19 protein-coding genes are annotated in these 26,107 nt (G+C 73.5%); 4 read left to right on the top strand and 15 right to left on the bottom strand.

The window, feature by feature from the left end:
* Positions 1-145: 145 nt before the first annotated feature.
* From O7609_RS20910 to O7609_RS20885, 6 genes are all read right to left on the bottom strand, one after another.
* Positions 146-3,037: a vitamin B12-dependent ribonucleotide reductase gene (locus tag O7609_RS20910; protein ID WP_269735472.1), complete on the bottom strand. Its 2,892-nt coding sequence runs from the start codon at positions 3,035-3,037 to the stop codon at positions 146-148.
* Between the two features lie 125 nt (positions 3,038-3,162).
* On the bottom strand, positions 3,163-3,687 hold the full coding sequence (gene nrdR / locus O7609_RS20905; RefSeq protein WP_269735473.1) for a transcriptional regulator NrdR: 525 nt from the start codon (positions 3,685-3,687) through the stop codon (positions 3,163-3,165).
* Positions 3,688-4,306: 619 nt separating this feature from the next.
* The gene (gene lexA, locus O7609_RS20900; RefSeq protein ID WP_269735474.1) at positions 4,307-5,113 is read right to left on the bottom strand and encodes a transcriptional repressor LexA; all 807 of its coding nucleotides are present in this window, start codon (positions 5,111-5,113) and stop codon (positions 4,307-4,309) included.
* Positions 5,114-5,357: 244 nt separating this feature from the next.
* Positions 5,358-7,394: an ATP-dependent DNA helicase gene (locus tag O7609_RS20895; protein WP_269735475.1), complete on the bottom strand. Its 2,037-nt coding sequence runs from the start codon at positions 7,392-7,394 to the stop codon at positions 5,358-5,360.
* Positions 7,395-7,443: 49 nt separating this feature from the next.
* Positions 7,444-8,199, bottom strand: coding sequence for a GNAT family N-acetyltransferase (locus O7609_RS20890; RefSeq protein WP_269744031.1), 756 nt, complete (start codon positions 8,197-8,199; stop codon positions 7,444-7,446).
* A 25-nt stretch (positions 8,200-8,224) separates the two neighbouring features.
* Entirely contained in the window at positions 8,225-10,207 is a 1,983-nt protein-coding gene (locus O7609_RS20885) for an IucA/IucC family protein (protein WP_269744030.1), read from the bottom strand.
* A gap of 222 nt (positions 10,208-10,429) precedes the next feature.
* On the opposite strand from O7609_RS20885, the gene O7609_RS20880 reads away from it, so the two are divergent.
* Both O7609_RS20880 and O7609_RS20875 read left to right on the top strand, forming a co-directional pair.
* Positions 10,430-11,635: a trypsin-like serine peptidase gene (locus O7609_RS20880; RefSeq protein ID WP_269744029.1), complete on the top strand. Its 1,206-nt coding sequence runs from the start codon at positions 10,430-10,432 to the stop codon at positions 11,633-11,635.
* A 140-nt stretch (positions 11,636-11,775) separates the two neighbouring features.
* The gene (locus O7609_RS20875) at positions 11,776-12,981 is read left to right on the top strand and encodes a trypsin-like serine peptidase (RefSeq protein WP_269735479.1); all 1,206 of its coding nucleotides are present in this window, start codon (positions 11,776-11,778) and stop codon (positions 12,979-12,981) included.
* A gap of 79 nt (positions 12,982-13,060) precedes the next feature.
* Here the strand turns inward: O7609_RS20875 and panD are convergent, their stop codons facing one another.
* The 9 genes from panD to O7609_RS20830 form a co-directional block, all read right to left on the bottom strand.
* Positions 13,061-13,477, bottom strand: a complete 417-nt coding sequence (gene panD / locus O7609_RS20870) for an aspartate 1-decarboxylase (RefSeq protein ID WP_269735480.1) — start codon at positions 13,475-13,477, stop codon at positions 13,061-13,063.
* Positions 13,478-13,786: 309 nt separating this feature from the next.
* Positions 13,787-14,215 (bottom strand): helix-turn-helix domain-containing protein, encoded by a 429-nt coding sequence (locus tag O7609_RS20865; RefSeq protein WP_269735481.1) that lies wholly within the window; start codon positions 14,213-14,215, stop codon positions 13,787-13,789.
* Positions 14,216-14,339: 124 nt separating this feature from the next.
* Positions 14,340-14,915, bottom strand: coding sequence for a GAF domain-containing protein (locus O7609_RS20860; protein WP_269744028.1), 576 nt, complete (start codon positions 14,913-14,915; stop codon positions 14,340-14,342).
* The gene (locus tag O7609_RS20855; protein ID WP_269735483.1) at positions 14,912-15,754 is read right to left on the bottom strand and encodes a S8 family peptidase; all 843 of its coding nucleotides are present in this window, start codon (positions 15,752-15,754) and stop codon (positions 14,912-14,914) included. Before O7609_RS20855 ends, O7609_RS20860 begins: the two co-directional genes overlap by 4 nt.
* An 8-nt stretch (positions 15,755-15,762) precedes the next feature.
* Entirely contained in the window at positions 15,763-18,876 is a 3,114-nt protein-coding gene (locus O7609_RS20850) for an adenylate/guanylate cyclase domain-containing protein (protein WP_269744027.1), read from the bottom strand.
* 20 nt (positions 18,877-18,896) lie between these two features.
* Positions 18,897-19,112 carry an aroma-sacti cluster domain-containing protein gene (locus O7609_RS20845; protein ID WP_269735485.1) on the bottom strand — a complete coding sequence of 72 codons (216 nt, stop codon included), beginning with the start codon at positions 19,110-19,112 and terminating at the stop codon, positions 18,897-18,899.
* Positions 19,109-19,861 (bottom strand): iron-containing redox enzyme family protein, encoded by a 753-nt coding sequence (locus O7609_RS20840; RefSeq protein WP_269735486.1) that lies wholly within the window; start codon positions 19,859-19,861, stop codon positions 19,109-19,111. Before O7609_RS20840 ends, O7609_RS20845 begins: the two co-directional genes overlap by 4 nt.
* A complete protein-coding gene (locus O7609_RS20835) occupies positions 19,858-20,976 on the bottom strand; it encodes a radical SAM protein (protein ID WP_269735487.1) in 1,119 nt (372 codons plus the stop codon). The genes O7609_RS20840 and O7609_RS20835 overlap by 4 nt, the downstream gene beginning before the upstream one ends.
* A 48-nt stretch (positions 20,977-21,024) precedes the next feature.
* Positions 21,025-22,854, bottom strand: a complete 1,830-nt coding sequence (locus tag O7609_RS20830; RefSeq protein ID WP_269735488.1) for an AfsR/SARP family transcriptional regulator — start codon at positions 22,852-22,854, stop codon at positions 21,025-21,027.
* 321 nt (positions 22,855-23,175) lie between these two features.
* Between O7609_RS20830 and O7609_RS20825 the strand changes: the two genes are divergently transcribed.
* On the top strand, positions 23,176-23,340 hold the full coding sequence (locus O7609_RS20825; protein ID WP_269735489.1) for a hypothetical protein: 165 nt from the start codon (positions 23,176-23,178) through the stop codon (positions 23,338-23,340).
* 116 nt (positions 23,341-23,456) lie between these two features.
* A complete protein-coding gene (gene lanKC / locus O7609_RS20820) occupies positions 23,457-26,102 on the top strand; it encodes a class III lanthionine synthetase LanKC (protein ID WP_269744026.1) in 2,646 nt (881 codons plus the stop codon).
* The last annotated feature ends 5 nt before the right edge of the window (positions 26,103-26,107 follow it).

The raw sequence follows: 26,107 nt of genomic DNA, 5'->3' as shown, positions 1-26,107 counted from the left end.
CTCATTCCCCGGGCGCCCCGCCCTTGGCCCGGCACGCTCGACCGCGCGGTCACGCCCTCGGCCGCGACACGCGTGAGGCGGGGCCCCGGACCGATGCCCGGGGCCCCGCCTCCTCTCCCCGACCGCGGGGCCGGAGTGCGTCGCGTCAGCTGCAGCCGCTGGTGGAGCCGCAGCCCTCGCAGAGGTAGCAGCTGCCCGCGCGGCGCATCTTGGTGCCGCAGGAGAAGCACAGGGGTGCGTCGGCGTTCAGGCCGAGCCGCATCTCCGCCAGCTCCGTGGAGTTGTGCGCCTGGGGCTGGCCGGTCACCTGGACCTCCGGCTCCGGTGTCTGCTGCGGCTGCTCGACGCGGCGGGGAGCGGACTGCGCCAGGCTCTCGACGTCCAGCTCCTCCTCGGGCTCGTAGGATCCCGTCTCCAGGTGCCGCTCACGCTCCGCCGCCGAGTGGATGCCCAGCGCGGACCGCGTCTCGAAGGGCAGGAAGTCCAGCGCCAGGCGGCGGAAGATGTAGTCGACGATGGACTGGGCCATCCGCACGTCCGGGTCGTCGGTCATCCCGGCCGGCTCGAAGCGCATGTTGGTGAACTTCGAGACGTAGGTCTCCAGGGGAACGCCGTACTGGAGGCCGACCGACACGGCGATGGAGAAGGCGTCCATCATGCCCGCGAGGGTCGAGCCCTGCTTGGACATCTTGAGGAAGACCTCGCCCAGGCCGTCGTCCGGGTAGGAGTTCGCCGTCATGTAGCCCTCGGCACCGCCCACGGTGAACGAGGTCGTGATGCCCGGACGGCCCTTGGGAAGCCGACGGCGCACGGGCCGGTACTCGACGATCTTCTCCGGCGCCGCGTCCTGGCCGCCCTCCGCCTTGTCGGCGTCCTTCGTCTTGGCCGACAGGGGCTGACCGACCTTGCTGTTCTCGACGTAGACGGCCAGGGCCTTGGTCCCCAGCTTCCAGCCCTGGAGGTAGATCTCCTCCACGTCCTCGACGGTGCTGCTGCTCGGCATGTTGACCGTCTTGCTGATGGCACCGGACAGGAACGGCTGCGCTGCCGCCATCATCCGCACGTGGCCCATCGGCGAGATGGCCCGCTCGCCCATGGCGCAGTCGAAGACCTCGTAGTGCTCGGGCTTGAGGCCCGGGGCGTCGATCACGTTGCCGTGGTCGGCGATGTGGGTGACGATCGCCTCGACCTGCTCGTCCTGGTAGCCGAGCCGCTTGAGGGCCTTCGGCACGGTGTTGTTGACGATCTGCATGGAGCCGCCGCCGACGAGCTTCTTGAACTTCACCAGCGCCAGGTCCGGCTCGACGCCGGTCGTGTCGCAGTCCATCATCAGGCCGATGGTGCCCGTCGGGGCGAGCACGCTGGCCTGGGCGTTGCGGAATCCGTTCTTCTTGCCCAGGCGCAGGACGTCCTGCCAGGCCTCGGTCGCGGCGGCCCAGACGGGGGTGTCCAGGTCGTCCATGCGCTTGGCCACGTCGTTGGCGTCCGCGTGCTGCTGCATGACGCGGTTGTGCGCGGCGGAGTTGCGGGCGTACCCCTCATACGAGCCGACGATGCCGGCCAGTTCGGCGGAGCGCCGGTAGGAGGTGCCGGTCATCAGGGAGGTGATGGCACCGGCGAGTGCGCGACCGCCGTCCGAGTCGTAGGCGTGACCGGTGGCCATCAGCAGGGCGCCGAGGTTGGCGTAGCCGATGCCCAGCTGGCGGAAGGCGCGGGTGGTCTCGCCGATCTTCTCGGTCGGGAAGTCGGCGAAGCAGATGGAGATGTCCATCGCGGTGATGACCAGCTCGACGACCTTGGCGAAGCGCTCGGCGTCGAAGGCCTGGTTGCCCTCGTCGTCGTCCCGCAGAAACTTCATCAGGTTCAGCGAAGCGAGGTTGCACGAGGAGTTGTCCAGGTGCATGTACTCGCTGCACGGGTTCGAGGCGCTGATGCGGCCCGACTCCGGGGAGGTGTGCCAGTGGTTGATGGTGTCGTCGTACTGGATGCCCGGGTCGGCGCAGACGTGGGCGGCCTCCGCCATCTTGCGGAACAGCTCGCGGGCGTCGACCTCCTCGATGACGTCCCCGGTCATCCGGGCACGGAGGCCGAACTTCGAGCCCGACTCGACGGCCTTCATGAACGCGTCGTTGACCCGGACGGAGTTGTTGGCGTTCTGGTACTGGACGGAGGTGATGTCGTCCCCGCCCAGGTCCATGTCGAAGCCCGCGTCGCGCAGGGCGCGGATCTTCTCCTCCTCCTTCACCTTGGTCTCGATGAAGGCCTCGATGTCCGGGTGGTCCACGTCCAGGACGACCATCTTGGCGGCCCGGCGGGTGGCGCCGCCCGACTTGATGGTGCCGGCGGAGGCGTCGGCGCCCCGCATGAAGGACACCGGGCCCGAGGCGTTGCCACCGGAGGAGAGCAGTTCCTTGGAGGAGCGGATGCGGGAGAGGTTCAGCCCGGCCCCGGAGCCGCCCTTGAAGATCATCCCCTCTTCCTTGTACCAGTCGAGGATCGACTCCATGGAGTCGTCGACGGAGAGGATGAAGCAGGCCGAGACCTGCTGCGGCTGCTTGGTGCCGACGTTGAACCAGACCGGGGAGTTGAACGCGAAGATCTGGTGCAGGACGGCGTAGGCCAGCTCGTGCTCGAAGATCTCGGCGTCGGCGGGCGAGGCGAAGTAGCCGTGCTCCTCGCCGGCCGCGCGGTAGGTCTTCACGACGCGGTCGATGAGCTGCTTGAGGCTCGTCTCGCGCTGCGGGGTGCCCACGGCGCCGCGGAAGTACTTGCTGGTCACGATGTTGGCGGCGTTGACCGACCAGAACTCGGGGAACTCCACGCCCCGCTGTTCGAAGTTGACGGAGCCGTCCCGCCAGTTGGTCATGACGACGTCACGGCGCTCCCAGACCACCTCGTCGTAGGGGTGGATCCCCGGGGTGGTGTGGATGCGCTCGACCCGCAGGCCCCCGGCCGTGCGACCGGACTTCACAGCCTTCTCCGGCTTACCGGCCTTGGCTCGTGAGCCTCGTGCCGGGCCGCTCGTCGTCTCTGTCATTCCCGCCTCCCTGGTAAGGGCATAACGCCCGATGTGCCCGTTTTCTTCCGGGTCACGATGTCTGTCTGCCGCCGGACCCGCATCGACCGGCGCGGATCCGGTGAGGTCCTGGCTGTGAGTGCCGCTCAGTCGGCGGCGACCACCGGCGCCGGTCCGTCCGGCCGGGCTCCGGCACCTGGTGCCGCACCCTCGGCGCCCTGTTCCGGCACGGAGTGCCGGAGCTCGGCGATGGCGGCCTCGAAGTCCTCCAGCGTGTCGAACGCCCGGTAGACGGACGCGAAGCGGAGGTAGGCGACCACGTCGAGTTCCCGCAGGGGCCCGAGTATGGCGAGGCCGACGTCATGGGTGGACAGTTCGGCGCTCCCGGTGGCGCGCGCCGCTTCCTCGACCCGCTGGCCGAGCTGGGCGAGCGCGTCCTCACCGACCGGCCTGCCCTGGCAGGCCTTGCGCACCCCGGCGATCACCTTGTCCCGGCTGAAGGGCTCGGTGACGCCGCTCCGTTTGATCACCATCAGTGACGCGTTCTCCAACGTCGTGAAACGACGAGAGCAGTGCGGGCACTGACGGCGACGGCGGATCGCGGTGCCGTCGTCCGCCGTCCTGCTGTCGACGACCCGGCTGTCGGGGTGCCTGCAGAAGGGGCAGTGCATGGCGAACCACCTTCCTCACCCTCGATACGCGACATGACGATATCGCCCCGAGGGGATCGGATCGGCCCCCTCGGAACGGACACCAGCATAGGCGATGCCGCTCGCCGAAGACGCATCGGGACACAACCTGTTGGGGGTGCGTCTCACACAACCACTAGATGTGGTGCCCAAAGAGAGAGGTGACCGAAGAGGCCGCACCGGCCGGACACGGGTATCCGCCCGCCACGGGGCGGGGGTTGCGGACCGCACAGTGGCACGGAGACGGACGCGGAAGGGCGTCTCGCCTCCGCGCGGAAGCCGTCGGGCTCACCTGCCGACGACTCGGGAACGCCTCCGGGCTCGCGCGAACCCGGATACCGGGGCACCGCCACGAGAGGCACCGGCGAGAGATTACCTCAGCCGGGACCGACGAGCCGCGCCGGTCCACCGCACACGCAGAGTGACGGGCGAGATCCGCCGGAGAGGGACCGAAGCGGCCCGGGCGCCCGCGGCGCGCCGGCCGGGAGACACGAAGGGGCCGACGCGCCGGCACAGGCGGCCAGGACGGACGTCCGAGACAGGCTGCGAGGGCCGGGGGGCCGACGCGGGCCCCCGGGCGCACCGGCCCACCGCGGGGCCGTCAGATGCGGCGCATGACGGCGACGACCTTACCGAGGATCGTCGCCTCGTCGCCGGCGATGGGCTGGTAGGCGGCGTTGTGCGGGAGCAGCCACACGTGGCCGTCCTCCCGCTTGAAGCGCTTGACGGTGGCCTCGCCGTCGAGCATGGCGGCCACGATGTCGCCGTTCTCGGCCACGGGCTGACGGCGCACCGTGACCCAGTCGCCGTCGCAGATCGCCGCCTCGATCATCGAGTCTCCCACGACCTTGAGGACGAACAACTCGCCGTCGCCGACGAGCTGGCGAGGCAGGGGGAACACGTCCTCGACGGACTCCTCCGCGAGGATGGGGCCGCCGGCGGCGATGCGGCCCACGAGGGGGACGTAGGACGCGGCCGGCTTGCCGGTGGTGTCCGTGGTCTGGGTGCTCGGTGTGTCGGAACCGCGGACCTCGTACGCGCGCGGCCGGTGCGGGTCACGCCGCAGGAACCCCTTGCGCTCCAGGGCCATGAGCTGGTGGGCGACGGAGGAGGTGCTGGAGAGCCCCACCGCCTGGCCGATCTCGCGCATGGAGGGTGGGTAGCCGCGGCGCTGGACCGAGTCCCTGATGACCTCGATCACGCGGCGCTGACGGTCGGTGAGGCCCGTGCTGTCCGCCCGGATGCCGGGTGGCCGTCCCGGCAGCGCCCGCGCCGCCGTGGAGGCCGCGCGTCCGGCGGCCGCGGTGGCCCCTGCGGGCCCCTCCGCGTCGCCGCCCGGGCGGGGCTGGTCGACGCCGTCGGTGACGTCGCGAGCGGTGATCATGGCGCTGTCTGCGGTGGTGGTCACGGTGGTCGGCACCCCTTTCGAACTGTTCTCCCTGCTGCACAACGGTAGTTGGTTTCGAAAGGTTGCGCCAAACACACGTTCGAGTGAAATATCGCCGATTGCCTGCCGTGATCACGCTCTGCGGTGTATAGGCCACAGCGTGGGAAGGCACTGCGCGAGCCTTCCGTCGGCCCTCGTCGGCACCTCCCGTCGGCCCCCGTCGACCCTCGCCGGCCTCCTCGCGGCCTCTCGGCGCAGGCGACCGTCAGCCGGGGTCCCCGGCCGCCGCATCGATCGCGGAGAGCGAGCGCCGGACCTGCCCGGGGTCGGCGGTGTACCAGAAGTCCGGCATGGAGGCGCGCAGGAAGCCGCCGTACCGCGCCTTCGCCAGCCTCGGGTCCAGCACCGCGACCACGCCCCGGTCCCCGGTGGCGCGCACCAGGCGGCCGGCGCCCTGGGCCATGAGCAGTGCCGCGTGGGTGGCGGCGACCGCCATGAAGCCGTTGCCGCCGCCCTGCTCGACCGCCCGCTGCCGGGCGCTCATGAGCGGGTCGTCGGGCCGCGGGAAAGGGATGCGGTCCATCACGACGAGCTGGCAGTTCGGGCCCGGCACGTCCACGCCCTGCCAGAGCGACAGCGTGCCGAACAGACAGGTGCGGGCGTCCTCGGCGAACCGTCGGATCAGCTCCCCGAGCGTCTCCTCCCCCTGGAGGAGGATCGGGACGTCGAGCCTGCCGCGCAGGTCCTCGGCCGCCGCCTGCGCGCCCCGCATCGAGGAGAACAGCCCGAGCGTGCGCCCGCCCGCCGCCTCCACCAACTCGGCGAGCTCGTCCAGCATGTCGCTCCGGCTTCCCTCCCGGCCGGGTGGGGAGAGGTGCTGGGCGACGTAGAGGATGCCCTGCTTGCGGTAGTCGAACGGAGAACCCACGTCCAGGCCCCGCCACGCGGGGGCCTCCGCGTCCTGCTCGTGCCGTCCCTCGGGGGCCAGCCCCAGCGAGGCGCCCACACCGTCGAAGTCCCCGCCGAGCTTGAGCGTCGCGGAGGTGAGAACCACCGAGCGGTCCTCGAACAGCTTCTCCCGCAGCAGCCCCGAGACGGACAGCGGAGCCACCCGCAGCGAGGCGCCGTAGCGCTCGTGCCGCTCGTACCAGACGACGTCGTACTCGGAGCCCTGCGCCACCCGCTCCGCGACGGCGTGCACGTTCTCCAGGGAGGCGACGGCCTGCTTGCGCACCGCGTCCTCGTCCTGCACGGAGCGGTCGCGGGTGTTGCCGAGCGCGGTGAGGCAGTTCCGCGCGGCGTCCCGCAGGGCGGCGAGGGCGAAGCCGAGGTCCTCGGGGATCTCCTCCAGCCGTCCGGGCAGGGCCAGCTCCATGAGCCGCTCGAACCCCTCGGAGGCCGTCAGCAGCTGGTCCGCCGCCTTCTCGTCCACGAGCTTCGCCGCCCGGCGCACGGCGCGGGCGACTCCGCCGGGCGTCAGCTCCCCGGAGGCCACGCCGGTGACGCGGGAGACGAGCTCGTGCGCCTCGTCGACGATGAGGACCTCGTGCCCGGGCAGCACCGGGGCGCCCTCGATGGCGTCGATGGCGAGCAGCGCGTGGTTCGTGACGATGACGTCGGCCAGCTTGGCGCGCTCACGGGCCGCCTCGGCGAAGCACTCGGCGCCGTAGGCGCACTTGGCGGCTCCGAGGCACTCCCGTGAGGACACGGAGACCTGGGCCCAGGCCCGGTCGGAGACGCCGGGACGGAGGTCGTCCCGGTCCCCCGACTCGGTCTCGTCCGCCCAGTCCCGCAGGCGGAGCAGGTCCTTGCCGAGTTTGCTGGTGGCGCCGGACGCGCCCGGTGAGGCCTGCGCCGCGGCCTCGAACGGGTCGAAGAGGCCGTCCTCCTCCTCGGCGGGGACGCCCTCGTGCAGCCGGTGCAGGCACACGTAGTTCGACCGGCCCTTGAGCATGGCGTACTCGGGGCGCCGCCGCAGGAGGGGGTGGAGCGCCTCGACCGTGCGCGGCAGGTCGCGCTCGACGAGCTGGCGCTGCAGGGCCAGCGTCGCCGTCGCGACGACCACCCTCCCCCTGCCTCCGGCCGGGGGGACCCCCTCGCCCTGCGCCAGGGCGGGCACGAGGTAGCCCAGGGACTTGCCGGTACCCGTACCCGCCTGGATCAGCAGGTGCGTGCCCTCGCCGACGGCGTCCGCCACCGCCTCGGCCATGGCCACCTGGCCAGGCCGCTCGGTGCCGCCGACCGCGGTGACGGCGGCGTGCAGGAGCTCGGTGAGGGCGGGGCCGCCGGATGCTTCGCTCATAGGGCAGTAACCCTACGTCGTGCCGCTGACACCCCCGAACCGGGCGCGGTCAGGGCGCCCGGTGCCCGGGCCGCTCCCGGACGACGAGGGCCGCGCGCTTGTCCGGCAGGTCCACCTCGGCGGCGAGCCGGAAGCCCGCCCGCAGGAAGGCGGCGACGGAGGCGGCGTTGCGGACGTCGGGCTCGGCGAGCACCCGGCGGCAGGCCGGGCGGCGGCCGAGGACGAGCTCGGCGACCGCCCGCAGGAGCGCGGCGCCGAGCCCTCGCCCCCGGTATTCCGCCGGGCCGATGAGCAGGCGGATGCCCGTGTCGTGGGGGCGGGTGGGGAAGTGCCGGGCGAGCGGGTCGAGATCGGCTCGGTAGAGCTCCCAGTAGCTCATGGGCGTGCCGTCGAGCACGCCCAGGCAGGGGACGCTGCGCCCGTCGCCCTCCAGCTGCGCCCGCAGGTGCCGGGCGGTGGCGTCCGGATCTCCCGCGAGGCCCCAGTAGGCGGCGACGTCCGGATCGTTCATCCAGGCACCGAGGAGCGGCAGGTCGCGCTCCGGGCGGACGGGGACGAGCTGGAAGGTACCGAAGGGCCCGTCGACCGGCGGCCACCGGTCGACGGCACCGATCAGTTCGCCGGGCGCGGTGACGGGCCCCGAGGCGGGCTCCGACGCGGGCTCCGACGCGGACCGGGAGCCCGCGGCGGGCGCCGTGCCGGTCCCGGGTGCCGTGGCGAGGAGCTCGGGCGGCAGTTCGAGGTCGAGGGTGTCGTCGTCACCGCGGTCGCCGGACTCGGTGACGGTGGGTTCGGGGGACGGCACGGCGTCGTTCCTTCCGGCAGGTGGGTCAGGACGGCGGCCGGGCGGTGAGCGGGCGGCCGGCGAGGGCGTGGGCCAGGGGGTTCGGCACGGTGACGTACACGGACTGGGTGTCCACCGGGCCGACGAGCTCGTCCAGGCCGTGCAGCCGGGTGAGCAGGTTGGCCTTGCACCGCAGCGCGGGGGCGTCGAGCAGGAGTCGCGGGAGCGGCGAGCGGGGGGTGCCGGCGTCGCCGGACTCGGCGTGGGCGGCCAGGAAGCGGCGGAAGGCGGTGAGCAGCAGTTCCTCGTCGACGCCCGCCTGGGAGCCGAACGCGCCGATCAGCCCGAGGACGTGGTTGATGCCGAGGTAGTAGGCGAAGCGTTCGTCGGTGACGGCGTCGGGGACGAAGGAGTCGCTGGCCTCCCCCACGTCGGGCAGCCGTTCGTCGAGGGCATCCCGGTGGGAGGCGCGGAAGTAGTAGCCCTGGTTGTCGCGGTACCGGCCGCCGCAGGGCCAGCCCTCGCCGTCGAGCAGGACCACGGTGTTCTGCTGGTGGGCTTCGAGGGCGATCCCGGCGTGGGCGTCGAGCCACAGCACCGGGGCGACGACGGTGTCCAGGTAGCGCAGGAACCACTCGACGGCGACGGCGTACACGGGCCGCCCGGTGCGCGCGGCCAGCCGCCGGACCGTGTCGGCGAGCCGGGAGCGCACGGGATGGCCCTCGATACCGGGCCAGGGCCGTGGGGAGGTGAGGGAGGCCACGCACACGGCGTCGTCCTCAGGGCCGAACGGGTTGTGGCGGAAGACCGTGTCCAGTCCGGGCACGGGCGCGCCGTCCGGGCCGTCGACGGCGAGCCAGGCGGGGTCGCGGACGATGTCGAATCCGGGGTGGGCGGCCCGCCAGCGCTCGCCCAGCCCGCTGCGCAGCAGCCGGTGGACCTCGACTCCGCGGTGCAGCTCCTTCCGGAGGTTTTCGCGGCGGGAGTTGGTGATGCGCAGGGCCAGGGAGAGCTTCAGCATCGTCGCGGAGCCGGGCCGGGCCACGGTGCGCACCGACGATGTCGGGTACCAGGGTTCTCCGGCGGGGCCCAGGTCCGTCAGCAGGCCGGCGTCGAGCAGGGCGGCCACGGCGGGCCGGTGCCGCAGAGCGCGGGCCTGCCAGGGGTGCAGCGGCAGGACGACGGTACCGGCGGGGCGCCGCAGGTCGGGCGCGAGGCGGGCGGCCAGGGCGGCGGCGGGAACCACCCGCCCGCGCTCGGTCCACGCCGAGTCGGCGGCGAGCACGGAGTGGTGGACGGCGAACCAGTGCAGCGGGAACGCGCCGCGCAGCTCCGGCGAATACCGTTCCGTCTCGTCCTCGGCGAGGCCCGCCCGGCTCTTGGGGGCCGGATGTGCCGCGTGGCCGAGAACGAGGTCCTGCTCGGCGGCGAGGAACGGCCCCGTGCCGGGCGCCGGACCGGGGTGCGCGCGGCGGGCGGCGAGGAAGCGCGCGGTGTGCCGGACGGAGTCGGCGACGCGTCCGACGAGTTCGGTGCCCTCCGCCTCCGCTCCGGTCTGGCGGGCGGCCTCGCGGGCGAGGAGGGCGGCCAGGGTCACCGCGTCCAGCGGCGCGGCGTCGGCTGGTGCGTGTTCGAGGACGGGTGGCCCGAAACGGTGCCATCCGGAGGGCGACCAGTAGCGCACCGGTACGCACAGGGCGGTACCGCTCGCACGGAGCGGAACGCGTAGCGTGCGGCCGACGGGCGGCGCGGTCTGCCCCGTCTCCCGTACCCAGCAGCGCAGCAGGTTCTCCACTCCGGCCGCGTCGGCCGCCCGGTGGGGCTCGGGGTGGTCCAGGGGGTCGGCGTCGGGGGGGTCCCGAGGGACGGCGTGGCCCCCGGCGCAGGCGCCGGCCGAGGTCGCGGTCCCGGCCGGCGCGCGTCGCGTCTGACGCGGCACCGGGGGATCGTCGAGCTGTCGTGGGGACGCGCTGCGGGGCGGGCCGCCGTCCCCGTTCGGGAGCTCCTCGGAACCGGCACGTGCCTTCACAAAACCTCCCTGTGCCTGGGGAACCGCTGCGCAGTCCGCAAGGACCAACGACGCGAGGGGCCTTCGATCACGGCCCCGTCCGGGATATCCGCGGGAGCGGGCGGAACCGCGGACCCGACGCGTGCCGTCGTAGGCGGCACCGGCATAGTGGGGGACGCCTCGCTTCAGCGCGGTTCATGACAAGCAACACGCAGATCCATCCAGTTCAGGGGGAGTTCGTCCATGTCGTCCAAGCGAACGTTCGCGCCGCGCCGCTCGGCGCTGGCCGCGGTCGCCGCGGTAGCCGCGCTGTCGGTGACCGCCACAGCCTGTGGTCCCGAAGAGAACCCGGAGAACGACCCGAAGCCGAGCTCTTCGGCCTCCGCCGACAGCGGCTCCCGCGACCTCGGACTCCCCAAGGATCTCCCCTTCACCGTCGACGACCTCAAGCGCTGGAAGGAAGGCGAGTGGGACAACTGGGAGCCCGACGGCTGGCTCGGTGACGCCAAGGACTTCATCAACCCGATCATCGAGGACCTCTGGGACCGGGACCGGATGAACGACGCCGAGGAGCCGGAGCGCGAGGTCGACGAGGACGAGATCGACGGCACGCCGGACGGCGACGGCGAGGGCTCGAGCGAGGACGAGGGCGTCACCGACCCGACGCCGCCGGTCGTCCAGGCCGTCGAGGTGGAGACGCCGTACACCGAGCAGGCGCCGGCCCACGGCAAGGTCTTCATGGACACCCCGAAGGGCCAGATGGTCTGCTCCGCGACGGTGGTGCAGGACCCGGCCAACCCCGGCACGTCCAACCTGGTCGCCACCGCCGGCCACTGCGTCCACGGCGGCAAGGACAAGGGCTGGTTCCGCAACGTCATCTTCGTGCCCGGCTTCAACCACAACGGGCTGGCCGCCGAGGAACTGGAGTCCGCCCCACGGGAGGACGTCCTGCCGCACGGCATCTGGTGGGCCGCGGAGGCCGCCACGACCGACCACTGGCGCAACACCGGCGCCGAGCGCGGTGGCGCGGGTGCCCAGCAGGACTTCGCCGTGCTGAAGGTGAGCCCGGAGGAGGAGTCGACGACGGCCTCCCTGGAGGAGACCGTCGGTGACGCGGTGAAGGTCAACTTCAGCCTTCCCAAGGTGAGCACGCTGCCGGAGATGACCGTCCGCGGCTACCCGGCCGCGCCGCCGTACGACGGCAGCACGATGTACGGCTGCACGGGTGCGCCCGGCCGGCTCACGATCGACACTGCGCAGCCGACGATGTACCGGGCCGGCTGCACCATGACCGGCGGCTCCTCCGGCGGCGGCTGGCTCGCGCCGGGCCCCGACGGCGAGGACGAGCTGTACTCGGTGACCTCGATCGGCCCGATCACGGCGACCTGGCTCGCCGGCCCGCGCCTCGGCGCCGAGGCCAAGGCCGTCTTCGACTCCCTGAGCAAGTGACCGGCGGCGGGAGGGCCGTGCCGACGGCCCTCCCGCAGGCCAGGTCCTCAGCACGTACGGGCGGGTGCGCGGAACCCCGCGTGCCCGCCCCCGTGCTGTCCACACGCCGCGCACCTTCCGAGTTCCGAGGAGAACTCCGCATGTCAGCTGCACGAACGGCCCGCCGCCGCTCCTTCCTGCCCGCCGCGGCGGCGCTGGCCGCGCTCGCGCTGACCGCCACCGCCTGCGGACCGGAGGAGAACGCCGACGCCAAGCCGAGCGCGTCCGCACCGGCCGAGGGCGGCAACAAGGACCTCGGCCTCGGCCTCCCCGACGAGCTTCCGGACGGGCTCCCCGACTCCCTCAAGGACCTGGAGGGCTGGACGAAGGGCGGCTGGGAGGACTGGGACAAGGAGAACTGGCTCCGCGACGCCGAGGACTTCGTCAACCCCTACATCGAGGGGCTGTGGGACGCGGACCGCATGCGCGAGGCCGAGGACAACCACAAGGAGGTCACCGAGGAGGACCTCGCCTCGTCCTCCGCCACCAGCGGCACGGACCCGGCGCCGCGCGCCGTCGAGGCCCGGAAGGTGGACCTTCCCTACCACCGGCACGCGGCCCCCGTCGGCAAGGTGTTCATGGACACCCCGAACGGGCCGATGGTCTGCTCCGGCACCGTGGTCAAGGACCCGGAGAACCCGGGCGAGTCCAACCTCGTCGCCACCGCCGGCCACTGCGTCCACGGCGGCGGGAACGCGGGCTGGTTCCGCAACATCATGTTCGTGCCGTCCTACAACGACCGGGGCCGCTCCCCCTCGCAGCTGAAGAGCGCGCCCCGGCACGAGGTGGCGCCCTACACGATCTGGTGGGCCGACTGGGCGCAGACCACGAACTACTGGATCCAGCGCGGTGACGCGCTGCGCGGCGACGCGGGCGCCTCCCAGGACTTCGCGGTCCTGCACGTCGAGCCCGAGGACGGTTCGGGCAAGTCCCTGGAAGAGACCGTCGGCAACGCGCTGCGCATCAACTTCGACGCGCCCGCGCCCGACGAGCTGGCCGGCCTCAGCTCCTACGGCTACCCGGCCGCGCCGCCCTACGACGGTGCGCTCATGTACACCTGCACCGACCGTCCCGGACGCCTCCAGGTGGATCCGGGCCAGCCGTCGATGTACCGGATCGGCTGCACCATGACCGGCGGCACCTCCGGGGGCGGCATGTACATCGCCGGCGCCGACGGCACGGCGGAGCTGGTCTCCGTCAACTCCATCGGGCCGCGTCCGGCCACCTGGCTCGCCGGGCCGTACCTCGGCGCCTCCGGCAAGGGCGTGTTCGACGCCATCAGTGGGAAGTTCGCGGACGAGAGCTGAGCGGCTCCCGCGTCGAGACGGGCCGGGCCCGGCACCCTCCGCGGAGTGCCGGGCCCGGCCCGTCCGGCTGGTGCGTCCGTCAGACGTGGGCGAAGGGGCTGCGCACCGTGTCGCTGCCGGGCACCGGAGCCGAGGGGTCGTCCCCCAGCTCGACGATGCGGTTGTCGGCGTCGACGTGCACCACGCGGGGCTGGTAGGCGCGGGCCTCGGCGTCGTCCAGCTGCGCGTAGCTGATCAGGATGACGAGGTCGCCGGGGTGGACGAGGTGCGCCGCCGCTCCGTTGATGCCGATCACACCGGAACCACGCTGCCCCTCGATGATGTACGTCTCCAGGCGGGCGCCGTTGGTGATGTCGACGATGTGAACCAGCTCACCGGGCAGGAGGTCGGCGGCGTCGAGCAGGTCGGCGTCGACCGTGACGGAGCCCACGTAGTGCAGATCCGCCTCCGTGACCGTCGCACGGTGGATCTTGGACTTGAACATGGTACGCATCATCGAGGCACTCCTGGATCTAGGCTCCCTGCCTGCGTTTGAGCAGGTCAAGTGCGGTTTCACTGCCCTACGACGAGTCCCGAGTTCGGGCAGCATTCCCAGGTCGTCCAGGACTCGCGCTGACCACTTGCTGACGGCACCAGCCTACGCAACACCCTCCCCCGCGGAGACCGTGATCACCGTCACTCCGGCCGGGGCCCGAACCCAGGTCAGCCGCGCCGCCACCAGCACCAGCGGCGCGGCGCCCGCAGTGCGCACAGGTCGGTGCGGGCTCCGCCACGTTCCCCGTTCTTGATCGCCTCAGGTCGCGCGTCAGCCGGACGGGGTGTCTCCGCGCTCGCGGCGGGCGATCACGTTGATCATGTCGCTGATGGTGTCGACGCCCTCGGGCGAGAGACCGACGACGCGCAGGGCCACACTGCGCACCCCCGCGTCGCGCAGCGCTCCGAGGAACTCCAGCTCCCGGGCGATCTCGGCGCCCTGGGCGTCGTCGAAGAAGTATCCGACCGGCACCTGGAAGAACTGCGCCAGGGCCTCCAGGTGCCGCTTCGTCGGGTTGTCGCGCCGCCCGGTGCGCAGCTGCCACAGATAGGTGGCGGAGAAGCTCTCCCCGGTGGCCTCCCGGCAGGCGCGGGCGACCTCCTCGTGGCTGTACTGCTCGCGGTTGGGCCTGCAGACGACGCGGAAGAGCGCGTCGATCTTCTCCGCCAGGCTCGTAGCTTCGGTTTCCCCAGCCGCCACGGCCTGCCTCCCTCGTCCCGTCCGCGAAGGGCGGATCAACTCACGTGACTGGACATCACTCCTGACGTTCATAGTAGTTGACCCCTCGGCATACGTCCGGAGGGTGGGCCGGGACGGTCGGGCGTCACGACGCCGGAGCGCCGCTCTCCAGGCAGTCCTTGAGGCTGTGCACCAGGTCGAGGGCGGCGGCGCGGTCCCAACCCGGGTGAGTGACCCCGACTCGGCGCTCCTGCACGACGCGCAGGGCGGTGGCTGCCTGGTGGGCGAAGAGGGCGAGCAGATCGAGCTCGCCCAGGCTGGAGCGCGACTGGGGCACCGGGTCGAGCACTTCCAGCACGCCGAGCACCCGGTCCCCGTGGCACAGTGGCGCGGCCATGATGGTGTCGGGGACGAACTCGGTGGACTCGGCGAGCTCCCGGTCGAACGTCGCGTTGCGGGCCAGGTCGTCGACGACCATGGCCTCGCCGGAGGAGAGCACCCAGCCGGCGATGCCCCGGCCGGTCGGGAAGCGGCGGCCCACCAGGTGGTTCTCGCCCTCCCCGGACACGGCCTGGAACACCAGTGCGTCGTCCTGTTCGTCGTGCAGGAGGAGGGAGCTGGCCTGGGCTCCGAAGATGGCCCGTGCCACCTCCACCACCGACTGGAGGAGTTCACGGGACAGCGGGTCGGCGGTGGCCTCGGGCGGCGTTGCTGCGGTCACGGCGTACCTCCGGTGCCGATGCGCACGTTGGCGGCGGACAGGTACAGGGCGTTCTTGAGCTGGAACGTCGTCATTCTGGGGTGTTTGGAGAGGACCCTGGCACACAGGCCGGTGACGAACGGGGTGGCGAAGCTGTTGCCGGTGGTGCGGATCGTGGTGCTGTTCAGCCAGGCGACCGTGATGTTCTGCCCGGGGGCGAAGAACTCGACCGGCGGTGTGGGGTTGTAGAGGAACAGCTCCGGGTCGTTCTCCTGGTGGCTGCCGACGGAGATCACCGCGGCGAACCGCCAGGGGAAGCTCTCCACGGGCGTGTTGTGCGCGGAGGCGACGATCACCGTCCGGCGGAAGTACGCCTCGTCCGCGAGAGCGTGCAGCTCACCGGCGAACCGCGTACGGGTGGTGGACAGGCTCAGGTTGATCACGTCGAAGCCCTGGCGGATCGCCCAGCGCAGGCCGGCCAGCAGCATGTCCCCGGTGCCGTTGAAACGTTCGCCCAGGACCCGGACGCTGTACAGCTCGCAGCCGGGCGCGGCCCGGCGGATGATCCCGGCGCACGCGGTGCCGTGACCGCAGGCGTCCCCGGCGGCGCTCTCCCGCACCGTGAGCCCGTCCTCGGCGTCCACGACCTCCCAGGAGCCGGCCACCGGCCCGACCAGCGGGTGCCCGGCCTCGACGCCCGAGTCCACCACGCACACCCGCACCCCCTGGCCGCCGGCACCACCGAAGGCCCAGGCAGGCGTCACCGGTTCCCCGTCGGCCGCCACCGCAACCTCGTCGGGACCCTTGCCCCGCAGGTTCCACGTGAGCCGGCTCGCCGGCTTCGCATGTGCCGTGTTCATTGTGCGGCTCACTCCTTCCTCTCGATGTGACGGGAGCGGATCCCGGCGGCGCGCCGGGCGCCCGGCAGGTGCCCCTTGGCGTGGAAGTACCGCCGGGCCAGCTCCGCCGCCCGGGCGGCGTCGTGCTCCCGCCCCCGGGCTGCGTGGACGTGGGCCTGGTCCGTGGCGGCGACCGCCCGCACGACCGGGGAGTCGGTCCGACGGGCGGCGGCGCGGGCCCGGTCGGCGATCCGTGCGGCGTCCCCGGTCCGGCCCTCGGCGGCGGCGAGCCGGGCGCGCAGTCCGTCGAGATCGGCGGCCTCGGCCTGCCCCTGCGGACCGGACGGCTCGGAGCACGCGAGGAGCCCCGCGGCCCCGGTGGGGTCGCCCTCGTCCAGCAGCAGACGCGCCGTCGCACGGGTCGCCGCGTCCAGCAGCGCGCCGGCCCCCAGCCGCCGGGCGGCCCCGGCCGCCTCCGTGAGCAGGGCGTGGGCCTCCTGGGACCGTCCGTCCAGGGACTCGACGGTGGCGGCGAACAGCGGCACGACGACGGCGCTCTCCGCGTACCCCAGGCCGTCCGCGAGCTGCCGGATCTCCGCGAGCTGCGCGCGGGCCGCCGCCCACTCCTCGCCCAGCGCGAGCAGGACCGCCAGCGGGCAGCCCAGGGTCAGCCGGGCGGCGGGGCGTTGACCGCCGTGCTCGTCGAGCAGGTTGCGGCAGTGGGTCACGGCCGCGGGCACCGGCTGCGGGCCGCGCCACAGCGAGACCCCCACCGCGCCCAGCGCGAGGGCCCGTTCGGGCTCCGCCCTCGCGTCCACGGCGTGCGCCAGCGCGCGGGTGAGCTGCTCGGTGGCCCGCGCGTGCCGGCCCTGGAACTGGAGGTCCTGCGCGACGCGGATGAGCGACCTCGCCTGGCCCAGTGCGTTCCCTTCGGCCTCGAAGACGGGCAGCGTCTCCCGGGCCGCCGTGACGACCTCGGCGGGCCGTGCGGCGGTGGCCACGGCCAGCCCGAGGCGGGCGTGGGCGGCGTCGACCGGGTCGTCGGGGTCGTCGAGCACCGCGCGCAGCAGGTCGATGCCCTCCCCGGAGCGACCGGTGGCCAGCCGTACCTCGGCGAGCCGCAGCGCCGCCCCGGCCCAGCCCGCCTCGCCCCGGGTGAGGAGGTCGAGCCCGCGCTTCAGCAGCACCTCGGCGCGGGCGAGGTCGGCCCGGGCCCGGGCCCTGCCCCCGGCCTGGACAAGCAGTTCGGCCGCGCGTCGGCGCAGGGCCTCGGTGTGCGGGCCACGGGTGCCCAGTTCGGCGTGGTACAGGTAGGCGCGTCGCAGGTGGTCGGCCACGCGGGCGTCGCCGGCCCGGTGGGCGGCCAGCAACTCGGCGGCTCGCTCATGACGTTCGGCCCGGGCCCGCTTGGCCATCGACCGGTAGGTGACTTCCTGGACGAGTTCGCTGCTGAAGCGGAACGGCCTCCCCGCCGGGCCCGCGGACCGGACGGGGCGGACCAGCCGCCGCCGGCTGAGTGCGGGCAGGGCGCTCGCGGGGGCCGGCCGGCCGCCCTCCGGCTGGAGGGCCGTGGCCAGGCCGTCGAGTTCCTCGGCGGTGAACTCCCGGCCGAGTACCGCGGCGAGGTCGAGTGTCGACCGCTCGCCGGGCTCCAGGGTGTCGATGCGGGCGCCGAGCAGGGCTTGGAGGGAGGGCGGCAGCGACGCCCCGTCGTCCGTGCGCAGGGCGGGCAGGTCGATGCCCGCGAGCAGCTGCTCCAGGAAGAAGGGGTTGCCGCCGGCGGCATCGAGGATCCGGGCCAGCACGCCCGAGCGGTGGGCGCTGACCTCGGTCAGCGCGGTGGCCAGCGTCGCGGACTCCGTGGGCGAGAGCCCGGTGAGCATGACCGCGCGGGACCGGGGCCGGCCACTGCCCCAGCCGGGGCGCTGGTCCAGCAGGTCCAGGCGGGCGACGCACAGGAACAGCACGGCGGACAGGTCCAGTTCCTCCACCAGCCGGTCCAGCACGTCGAGCAGCAGCTCACCGGCCCAGTGGCAGTCGTCCACCGCCAGGACGACGGGGCGGTCACGGGCCAGCGCCTCCAGCAGGCCGACGAGGGCGGCGCAGGTCTCCTCCACCGACGGGCTCGGCGTGCCGTCGCGGAGCAGGCCGGGGGCGAGCACGGCGGTCGCGGCGTCGAGTTCGGCCCGGGCGGGGCTGCCCGGGGGCGGCAGGGGGCCGTCCAGGAGCTGGCGGACCGCCTCGGCCAGCGGGGCGAGACTGCCGTGGTCGCCGTAGGGGCGGCAGCGGCCGGCGCCGAACGCGACGGGGGTCGCCAGCCGGGTGCGCCACTCGTGCACCAGCCGGGTCTTGCCGACCCCCGCCTCCCCGTAGACGGTGACCAGTTGGGCGCCCTCGTCCGCGGCCACGCCGTCCAGCGCGAGACGGAGCTCGGCGAACTCGCGGGTGCGGCCGACGTAGGGCACGTCGAAGCGGCGCACCAGCTCGGGATCGTCCTCCTCGACCGACAGCAACCGGTAGGCCGTGACCGGCTCGTCCTTGCCCTTGACCCGCAGCGGGCCCACGGGCTCGACGCGGGTCGCGGGGCCCGCGGCCAGCCGGGTCAGCTCGCCGATGAGGATCTGCCCCTCGGGCGCGTGCTGCTCCAGCCGTGCCGCGACGTTGACGGTCTCGCCCGAGACGAGCTTCTGCCGCGTGGAGATCTCCGAGGTGGCCACCACCGGGCCCGTGTTCACGCCGATGCGGACCACCAGGCACACGCCGAGGGTGGCCCGGAGCCGGGTGTTCAGCTCCTCGACGGCGGCCAGCATGGCGAGGGTCGCGGCCAGCGCGCGGCGCGCGTCGTCCTCGTGGATCACCGGCACGCCGAACACGGCCATGACGGCGTCGCCGACGAACTTCTCGACCGTGCCGCCGCGTTCCTCGACGCAGCGGCGCATCGCCTCGAAGTAGTCCAGGACGACCGTGCGCAGGGTCTCCGGGTCGAGGGCTCCGGACAGGGCGGTCGAGCCGACCAGGTCGCAGAAGACGACCGTGACCGTCTTGCGCTCCTCCAGCGGCGCGGAAGGGGCGCAGGAGCTCCCGCAGTGCGGACAGAACCGCGCGCCGTCCGGAAGGGTTTGCTCGCACGAGCCACATCGCATGACTGCTGTTCCCCGTTCCGTCAGAAGAGGGCCCCGCCCGCGACCTCGCAGTGCGCCTGGACCTCGTCGTCGGCGCCCTCCAGGCTGGCCTTGGCGTCCAGCAGCACGGCGAGCTCGTCGAGGCTGAGGTCGCGGAGCAGTTGCCGCTGCTCGGCGGTGAGGCCGGCGGCGTCGAAGCCCCGGGCCCGGAGCTCGGTGAGCACGTCGGGAGCGGGCTGGTCGCTGTGCGCTGTCATGGTGTACCTCCTGAGAGTCCTTCGAACCCGGGACGTTCTGCGGAGCGGGGACGTAGGGCGCCGGGGCCGGGCGTCCCGGTGAGCGTGTCGAAGAGCCGGACCAGCGCCTCGGCCGTGTACAGGCCGCTCATGACGACGGCGTCCGACTGGTCGCCGGTCAGGTCCAGGCGGTCGAGCAGGGCGTACAGGGCCTCCGTGTGGCCGCCGTCCAGCTCGGCGTGGGCGCGGACGGTGCGCAGTGCGGCGGTGGGTGCTCCGGTGGCCTCGATCACGTGGTCGGCGAGCAGGGGGCTCGGTGCGTTGCCCTCCAGGACGGCGATGTAGCCGAGCAGGGTCACCGGATGGTGGTGTTCGATCCAGTAGTACTGGGCCCCGGCGAGTGCGGCCACCGCCGGGTGCGGTGGCCGGGCCGCGGCCGTCGCCGGATCGACGCCCAGCGCCGCCAGATCGCCGAGCAGCCAGTCGTCGTGGCCGCGCTCCTCCTCGATGTGGGCGGCGAGGTAGCGGGCGAGAGGGGCGGCGACGGGGTCCGGGCCGAGGGCCGAGCAGCGTTCGGCGGCACGGCTCATCAGCGGCAGCGACGCCCGGACGACCCCGTGCATCAGCCGCAGGTACTCGGGGTAGCGGCGGGCCAGCCCGGGGCCGTGCCACAGCCTGCCGGTCGCCGCGTGCAGCGCCGGTTCGGTGAGCCGCAGCCGGGAGCGCAGCGTCCGGCCGACGGCCGGCGGCCGGGCCGCCGGGGCCGTCACGAGCCCGTCCCGGGCAGCGCCACCAGGTCCGCGTAGGGCGCGCAGCCGTGGCGGCGCACGTAGGCCACCGGCCCCGCCTCCCGTTGCCGCCGCGCGGCCCGCTGGTCGAGCAGGGCCCCGGCGGGCCCTGAGGCGAGGCGCTCGGCACCCGCGACGGCCTCGGGGTGCTCGCCGAGGGCCCGGCAGCCGGCGCAGTAGCCCGCGTGCCGGGTGGCCTGCGCCGCGGGGCCGCCGTGACGGGCGAGGAGCCGGGTCGGCCCCACGGTCCGCACCGCACGCAGGACGGGGGAGCTCGTCGTGCGCCGCCGCACGGTGGGCCAGTCGTCCTCCCCCGCGTGGCCGAGCAGCAGGTGTGCGGGGACCGGCCGGCGGTCCACGGTGTCCTGGTTGCAGCAGGCGACCACGGCGCCGTCGTCGGCGACCACGGGCCAGGCGGCCATCGAGCAGGGCAGCGCGCGCAGGGGGTCGTGCGCCACGCCGACGGCCGGACGGGCGTCGGCGGCCGCGCGGCCCACCGCGCGGACGGTGTTGACGAGCATGGGGACGCGGTCGCCGAACTCCTCTCGCACGGCGGTGGTCACGTCCGCGAGGTAGGGGTCCTCGGGACCGGTGCCGAGGAGGTGGAAGCTGGCGGCGGTCCCGGCGTCGAGCACCTCCCGCACCACCCGGAAGACACCCGCTCTGGGCACCTCCCGTTCGTGGAAGGCGTCCAGACTCACGGAGAAGTGGTCGACCGCGTCGACCGCCCGCCGGATGCGGTCCGGCAGCACACCCCGCGCCCCGGGCTCCCCGGACGTCCGTCCGACGTCGCGGGCGAAGAAGGCCCCGGTCAGCAGTGCGGTGCGGGTGCCGGCCGCGCGGGCCAGTCCGGCCAGCTCGGTGGCCAGTTCCGGCAGGAGCAGGGGTTCACCGCCGGTCAGCAGTAACGTCTCGGGGTGGTCGGCGGCGGTGAAGGAGCCGGTGAACCGCAGCAGGTTCGCCGCGTCCGGCTCGGCGGCGGTCATGGTCGAGCCGGACGAACAGTGGGCGCACCGCAGGGGGCAGCGCCGCGTGAGCATCATCAGCAGCCCGGCCGCGGGCTGCGGGCGCAGGTCCATGAGCTCGGCGAGTTCCACGGTGGTCCCTCCCTCGGTGCCCTCCCGCCGATCGTGGCCCGCGCGGGTTCAGCCGGGGGCGGCCGACGGTTCGGAAGTGGTATGTGCGCAGCTCGTGGCCGCGTACACATGGGTCAGACGCGGCAGTTCGTACAGGGCCGCGTGCGAGGTGACCTCGTGGTCGGGCGCGCTGAGCACCCCGGCGTCGATCAGGGACTCCAGCCTCCGGCGGGCCGTCGCGCCGTCGCACTCCAGCGCCGTGGTGGCCTGGTGGAGGGTGAACACGGGCTCGGGCAGGCTGCCGAGGCGACGCAGCACCGCGCCGTCGGCGTCGGACAGATCGCGCCAGCTCTGGGCCACCCTGCTGCGGACGCCCACGTCGCCGGCGGTCAGTTCGTCGAGCAGCGAGCCGGGGTCGGTCAGCCGGCCGGCGAACTCGCGCAGCGGCAGGTGCCGCAGGACGGCGAGCTTCAGGCCGGCGGCACGGACCGCCAGCGGCACCCGGCCGGCCGTGGCCAGGATGTGTTCGGCGGACGCCGGGTCCGCCGCGACCCTGCCCGGGCCGATGAGGCGGCCGAGCAGTTCCAGCGCCTCGTCGCGGCTGAACGGCGGCACGTCGACGCGGTGCGCTCCGGCCAGGCCGGCGAGCCGGGAGCGCGCCGTCACCAGCACGGCGGCGGCCCCGCCGTCCGGCACCAGGGGCCGGACGGCGGCTTCCCGGGGCGCGTCGTCGAGCACCAGCAGGACGCGGCGGTGGGTGAGCCACTCACGCCACGCCGCCGCGGCCTCCTGCGCTCGGTCCGGCGCGGGCGCGGGCAGTCCGGCGAGCCGGGTCAGCTCGGCGAGCACGTCCTCGGCCGGGCGCGGGCACCCTTCCTCGTCGCGCAGGCGCACGAGCAGCCGGCCGTCGGGGAAGTGCGCGGCGAGGCGGTGGGCGGCGCGGACGGCCAGCGTGGTCTTGCCGATGCCGACCGGCCCGGTCAGCGCGACCAGCCGGTTCCGGCCTCCGGCCAGCAGCACGCTCAGCTCGGCCGCCTGCCGTTCGCGGCCGGTGAAGTCGGGCAGGTCTCCCGGGAGCAGACAGCGGGCCCTGCCGCGTACGACGGTGTCCGTGGCCGGACCGGGCCGGTCGCCGGCCAGGATGGAGCGGTAGAGAGCGGCCAGCGGGGGGCTGGGTTCCAGGCCGAGTTCGGCGGCGAGACGCTGCCGCAGCGCGTCGTAGACCGCCAGCGCCTCACTCTGCCGGCCGCTCGCGTACAGGGCGTTCATCTGCGCGGCGATCAGGCGCTCCCGCAGCGGGTGGCGCTCGGCCAGCTCGGTGACGGAGCCGGCCACCTCGGCGGCGTTGCCGAGCCGCAGCTCCGCCTCGGCCCAGTCCTCGTACGTCTGCAGGTGACGGGCGCCCAGCCGCTCGGCTTCCGCGGCGAGGACCGGGGAGCAGGAGAGCTCCGCCAGCGGCGGGCTCTGCCAGAGGTCGAGAGCGCCGCGCAGGAGGCGGGCGGCGGTGGCGAAGGAGCCCTGGCCCGCGGCCTCCCGGCCGGCCCGGGCCAGCTCCGTGAAACGCAGCGTGTCCAGCTCGTCGGCTCCGACGCGGAGGTGGTAGCCGCCGTTCCGGTGGCTCAGCCGGTCGTCCGCCCCGGCCTCGGCCAGGATGCTCCGCAGGGTCGAGACGTAGACCTGGAGGTTCTTGCGGGCGGTGCGGGGCGGGGCGGCGTCCCAGAGGGCCTCGGTCAGCGTGCCGACGGACACGGGGTGGTTGGCTCGGCAGAGCAGCATCGCCAGGACCTGGCGCTGCTTGAGCGGTCCGAGCGGAAGTGCCCTCCCGTCGTGGTCGGCGGTCAGTGGTCCGAGGATGCTGAACCACAGTCCGGCGGGGTGCTGGGTGTGCGGACCTTCCATCAGGGCCTCCCCCTTGCGCGGGCTGGTCTCCCTGCTGAAGCGTATGACCCTCACAAGATCATTCATCTCAGCTCATATACCCACAGTGAGCCTAGGACATTGACTGGCTCCGCGCCAGTCATCAACCAGCAGTCGCCTCAACGGACTTGACGCGATATCAGCAGCGCGGCCCGTCAAGGGCCCTCCGCACGCTCCTGGCCTGGCGTGGATACCGGGGCCATACCGTCGCCAAGCCGCTGTCGAATCCCCCCGCCCTAGCTTCGGAGCACGGACGGAAGCCGGGCACGGCCTCCGTCACCCCCGATGGAAGGGAGATCCGGTATGCCGGACGTCAACGAGCCGAAGCCCGAGGAGCCGCAGGCCGCCGCGCCGCAGGAGGAAGAGGCCGAGGTGGAGGCCCACTCGGTCCGCAACCTCCAGGGCATGGAGGGCGAGAAGATCGAGGACCCCGCGGCCGACAGCAACGTCAGCCTGCTCCTCTGCTGAAGCGCTCAGGATGCCGGTGTGGCCGCCGCGGCGGCCACACCGGCCCCGAGAACACGCGCGCACCTCCGGCCGGCCGCGCCGGCCGGTGATCTCTCTTCAGGACGGGTGGATCGAGGATGAGGAAGAACCCCTCCGGGTACATCGTCGCGGACCCGGAGTTCTACGCGCCGCTGGAAACCTGCACGGACCAGGGCGAGCCGTTCCGGCCCGCCCGGATACCCGACGGGTGGCGCAGCCGATCGTCCGGGCTGTGGACCGTCTGGCACCGCGACGGGCTCGGGGGCGTCGAGGACGGCTGGAAGGTGCACGTGTCGGCCCGGCCCGACCGCCTCGCCGAGGTGCTCGACGCGACGGCCCGGGTGTGCTTCGCCCAGGGGGTCCCCTTCAAGCACCTCGCCAGCCGGCTGTTCCACCTGTGTACCCACTACCCTCACGGTTCCCGCGCCCAGAACGGGAAGTTCATCGCCGCCTACCCGCCCGACGTGCCGACGGCCCGCGGGCTGATGGAGCGACTGAGCGAAGAGCTGGACGGTGAGGAAGGCCCCTTCATCCTCACCGACCGGCGCTTCGGAACGTCCCGCACCGTGCACTACCGGTACGGGGCCTTCGTCCACCGCCCCCGGACGCGGGGGGACGGCACGTCCTTCTCCCTGGTCCGGGACGGGCACGGCCGACTGGTCGAAGACCGCCGCGGAGTGGAGTTCCACCTTCCCGAAGGCATCACCGACCCGTTCGTGACGCACCGAGGCAACGGTTCAGGCCGGCAGGCCGCGGCGGCCGATGCGGGAAGCGCGCGGACGGCAGCCCCCGACGACGCGGGCGCCGACGGGCCTCCGGTCTTCAACGGCTTCGCCTTCGAGGGGGCGATCCGCTTCAGTAACGCCGGGGGCACCTACCGGGGCCGGGAGACGTCCACGGGACGGACGGTGTTCGTCAAGGAGGCCCGGGCCCACTGCGGAGTCCTGGACGACGGCAGTACCGCGCCGGAGAACCTGCGGCGCGAGTGGGAGACCCTGCGCCGCCTCCACGCGCTCGCCCCGGGGCTGGCCCCCGAGCCCCGGGGCCACTTCCAGGTCTGGGAGCACCACTTCATGGTGACCGAGCTGGTTCCGGGTGTCCCTCTGTCGCGCTGGCTCAACACCGCCCACCCGATGCTGTCACCCCCCGTCCGCCGGGAGGAACTGCGCCGCTACTACCAGCGGTGCCTGCGGATCATCTCGGCGGTCGAGCGGGCGATCGAGCGTCTGCACGCGGTCGGTTACCTCTTCGGTGACGTCAGCCCCGGGAACGTTCTCGTGGACGAGGACGACCAGGCCCGCCTCGTCGACTTCGGGGCCGCCCGTTCCGTCGACGAGCCGCCGTCCTCGGTGGGCACCCCCGGATACACACCACCGCCCGGCATGGCCGTGGACGACCCCGCGGTCAAGGACGACTACGGCGTCTCCGCCCTGGCCCACCTCCTGCTCGGGCCCCTGCGGCACGAGGCCCGGCGCAACCCGCACATCCTCGCCCACCAGCACCACGAACTGTCCCGCTACGCCCCGGTGCCGAAGCCGCTGTGGGACCGCGCCACCCGCTACGACCGGCCGCGGGGCACCGCCGAGCTGCCCGGCCCCGAGGAGGTAGCGACCGAACCCGAGCGGCACCTCGCCGGCCTGCGGGACGGCGTCGCGGACGCACTCGTCGCCATGGCCGACGCCGACCACGTGACCCGTATGTTCCCCACCATCATGGAGGGTTACGCGCTCAACACCCTGTGCGTCGCCTACGGCGCGGCCGGCGTGCTCCACGCGCTGCGCCGCGCCGGCCGGCCCGCGCCCGACGGCGTGCTGGAACGGTTGCGCAAGGACGCCCTGGCCGCCGAGGACCTGCCCCCCGGCCTGTACGCCGGGACCGCCGGCATCGCCCGCGTACTCGCCGACCACGGCCTGCTCACCGAGGCCGTCGACCTACTCGGCCGTGCCGACCGCCACCCCCTCACCCGCGAGTGCGCCACGCTGTTCGGCGGCGCCGCCGGTGTGGCCATGGCCCACCTGGCCGTCCACGGCCACACCGGTGACCCCCGCCATCTCGACCGGGCGCTCGGGATCGCCGCCGGCCTGCCGCCGGACGACCTCCTGCGCCCGCACCTCGGACCAGACGACGCCACGGGCCTCCTGCACGGCCGCTGCGGCATCGCGCTGATGCTCCAGCAGCTGGCCGCCGTCACGGGGGACACGAGCCATCTCGCGCGCGGGGTGCGGCTGCTGCACGCCGAACTCGACCGTGCCTGCGACCCCGACGCGCCGACGTTGACCTTCCCCGTCTCGGCGTCCGACAGCCGCAGGATGGCCTACCTCTCCTGCGGCTCGGCCGGCATGGTGCACACCGTCACCCGATACCTGGGCGTGCTGGACGACGACCGGCTCGCCGAGGCACTGCCCAGGCTGCTCGCCCCGCTGCGGCTCACGTTCACCGTCATGCCGGGCCTGTACCAGGGGCTGGCGGGCAGGGGCTTCGCGCTGGCCGAGCACGCTGCGCTGACCGGGGACCAGGAGAGCCGTCGCGCCGCCGTACGCGTCGGGCGCGCCCTGTTCAAGTACGTGATCCCGCATCCCACCGGTGTCCGGGTGCTGGGTGACCAGTCGCTGCGCTACAGCGCGGAGCTGTTCAGCGGCTCGGCCGGGGTGCTGCTGTTCCTGTCCGATCTGCTCGACCCCGAGCCCGACGCCCTGTTCACCGTGGACGCGCTCGCCGCCCGGCCCGCGCCCACACCGGCATGACCGGT

The organism is Streptomyces sp. WMMC1477 (assembly GCF_027460245.1).
Lineage (GTDB): Bacteria > Actinomycetota > Actinomycetes > Streptomycetales > Streptomycetaceae > Streptomyces.
Note: the sequence above shows the minus strand (reverse complement) of the source record. Positions and strands in the feature narration are given on the sequence as shown.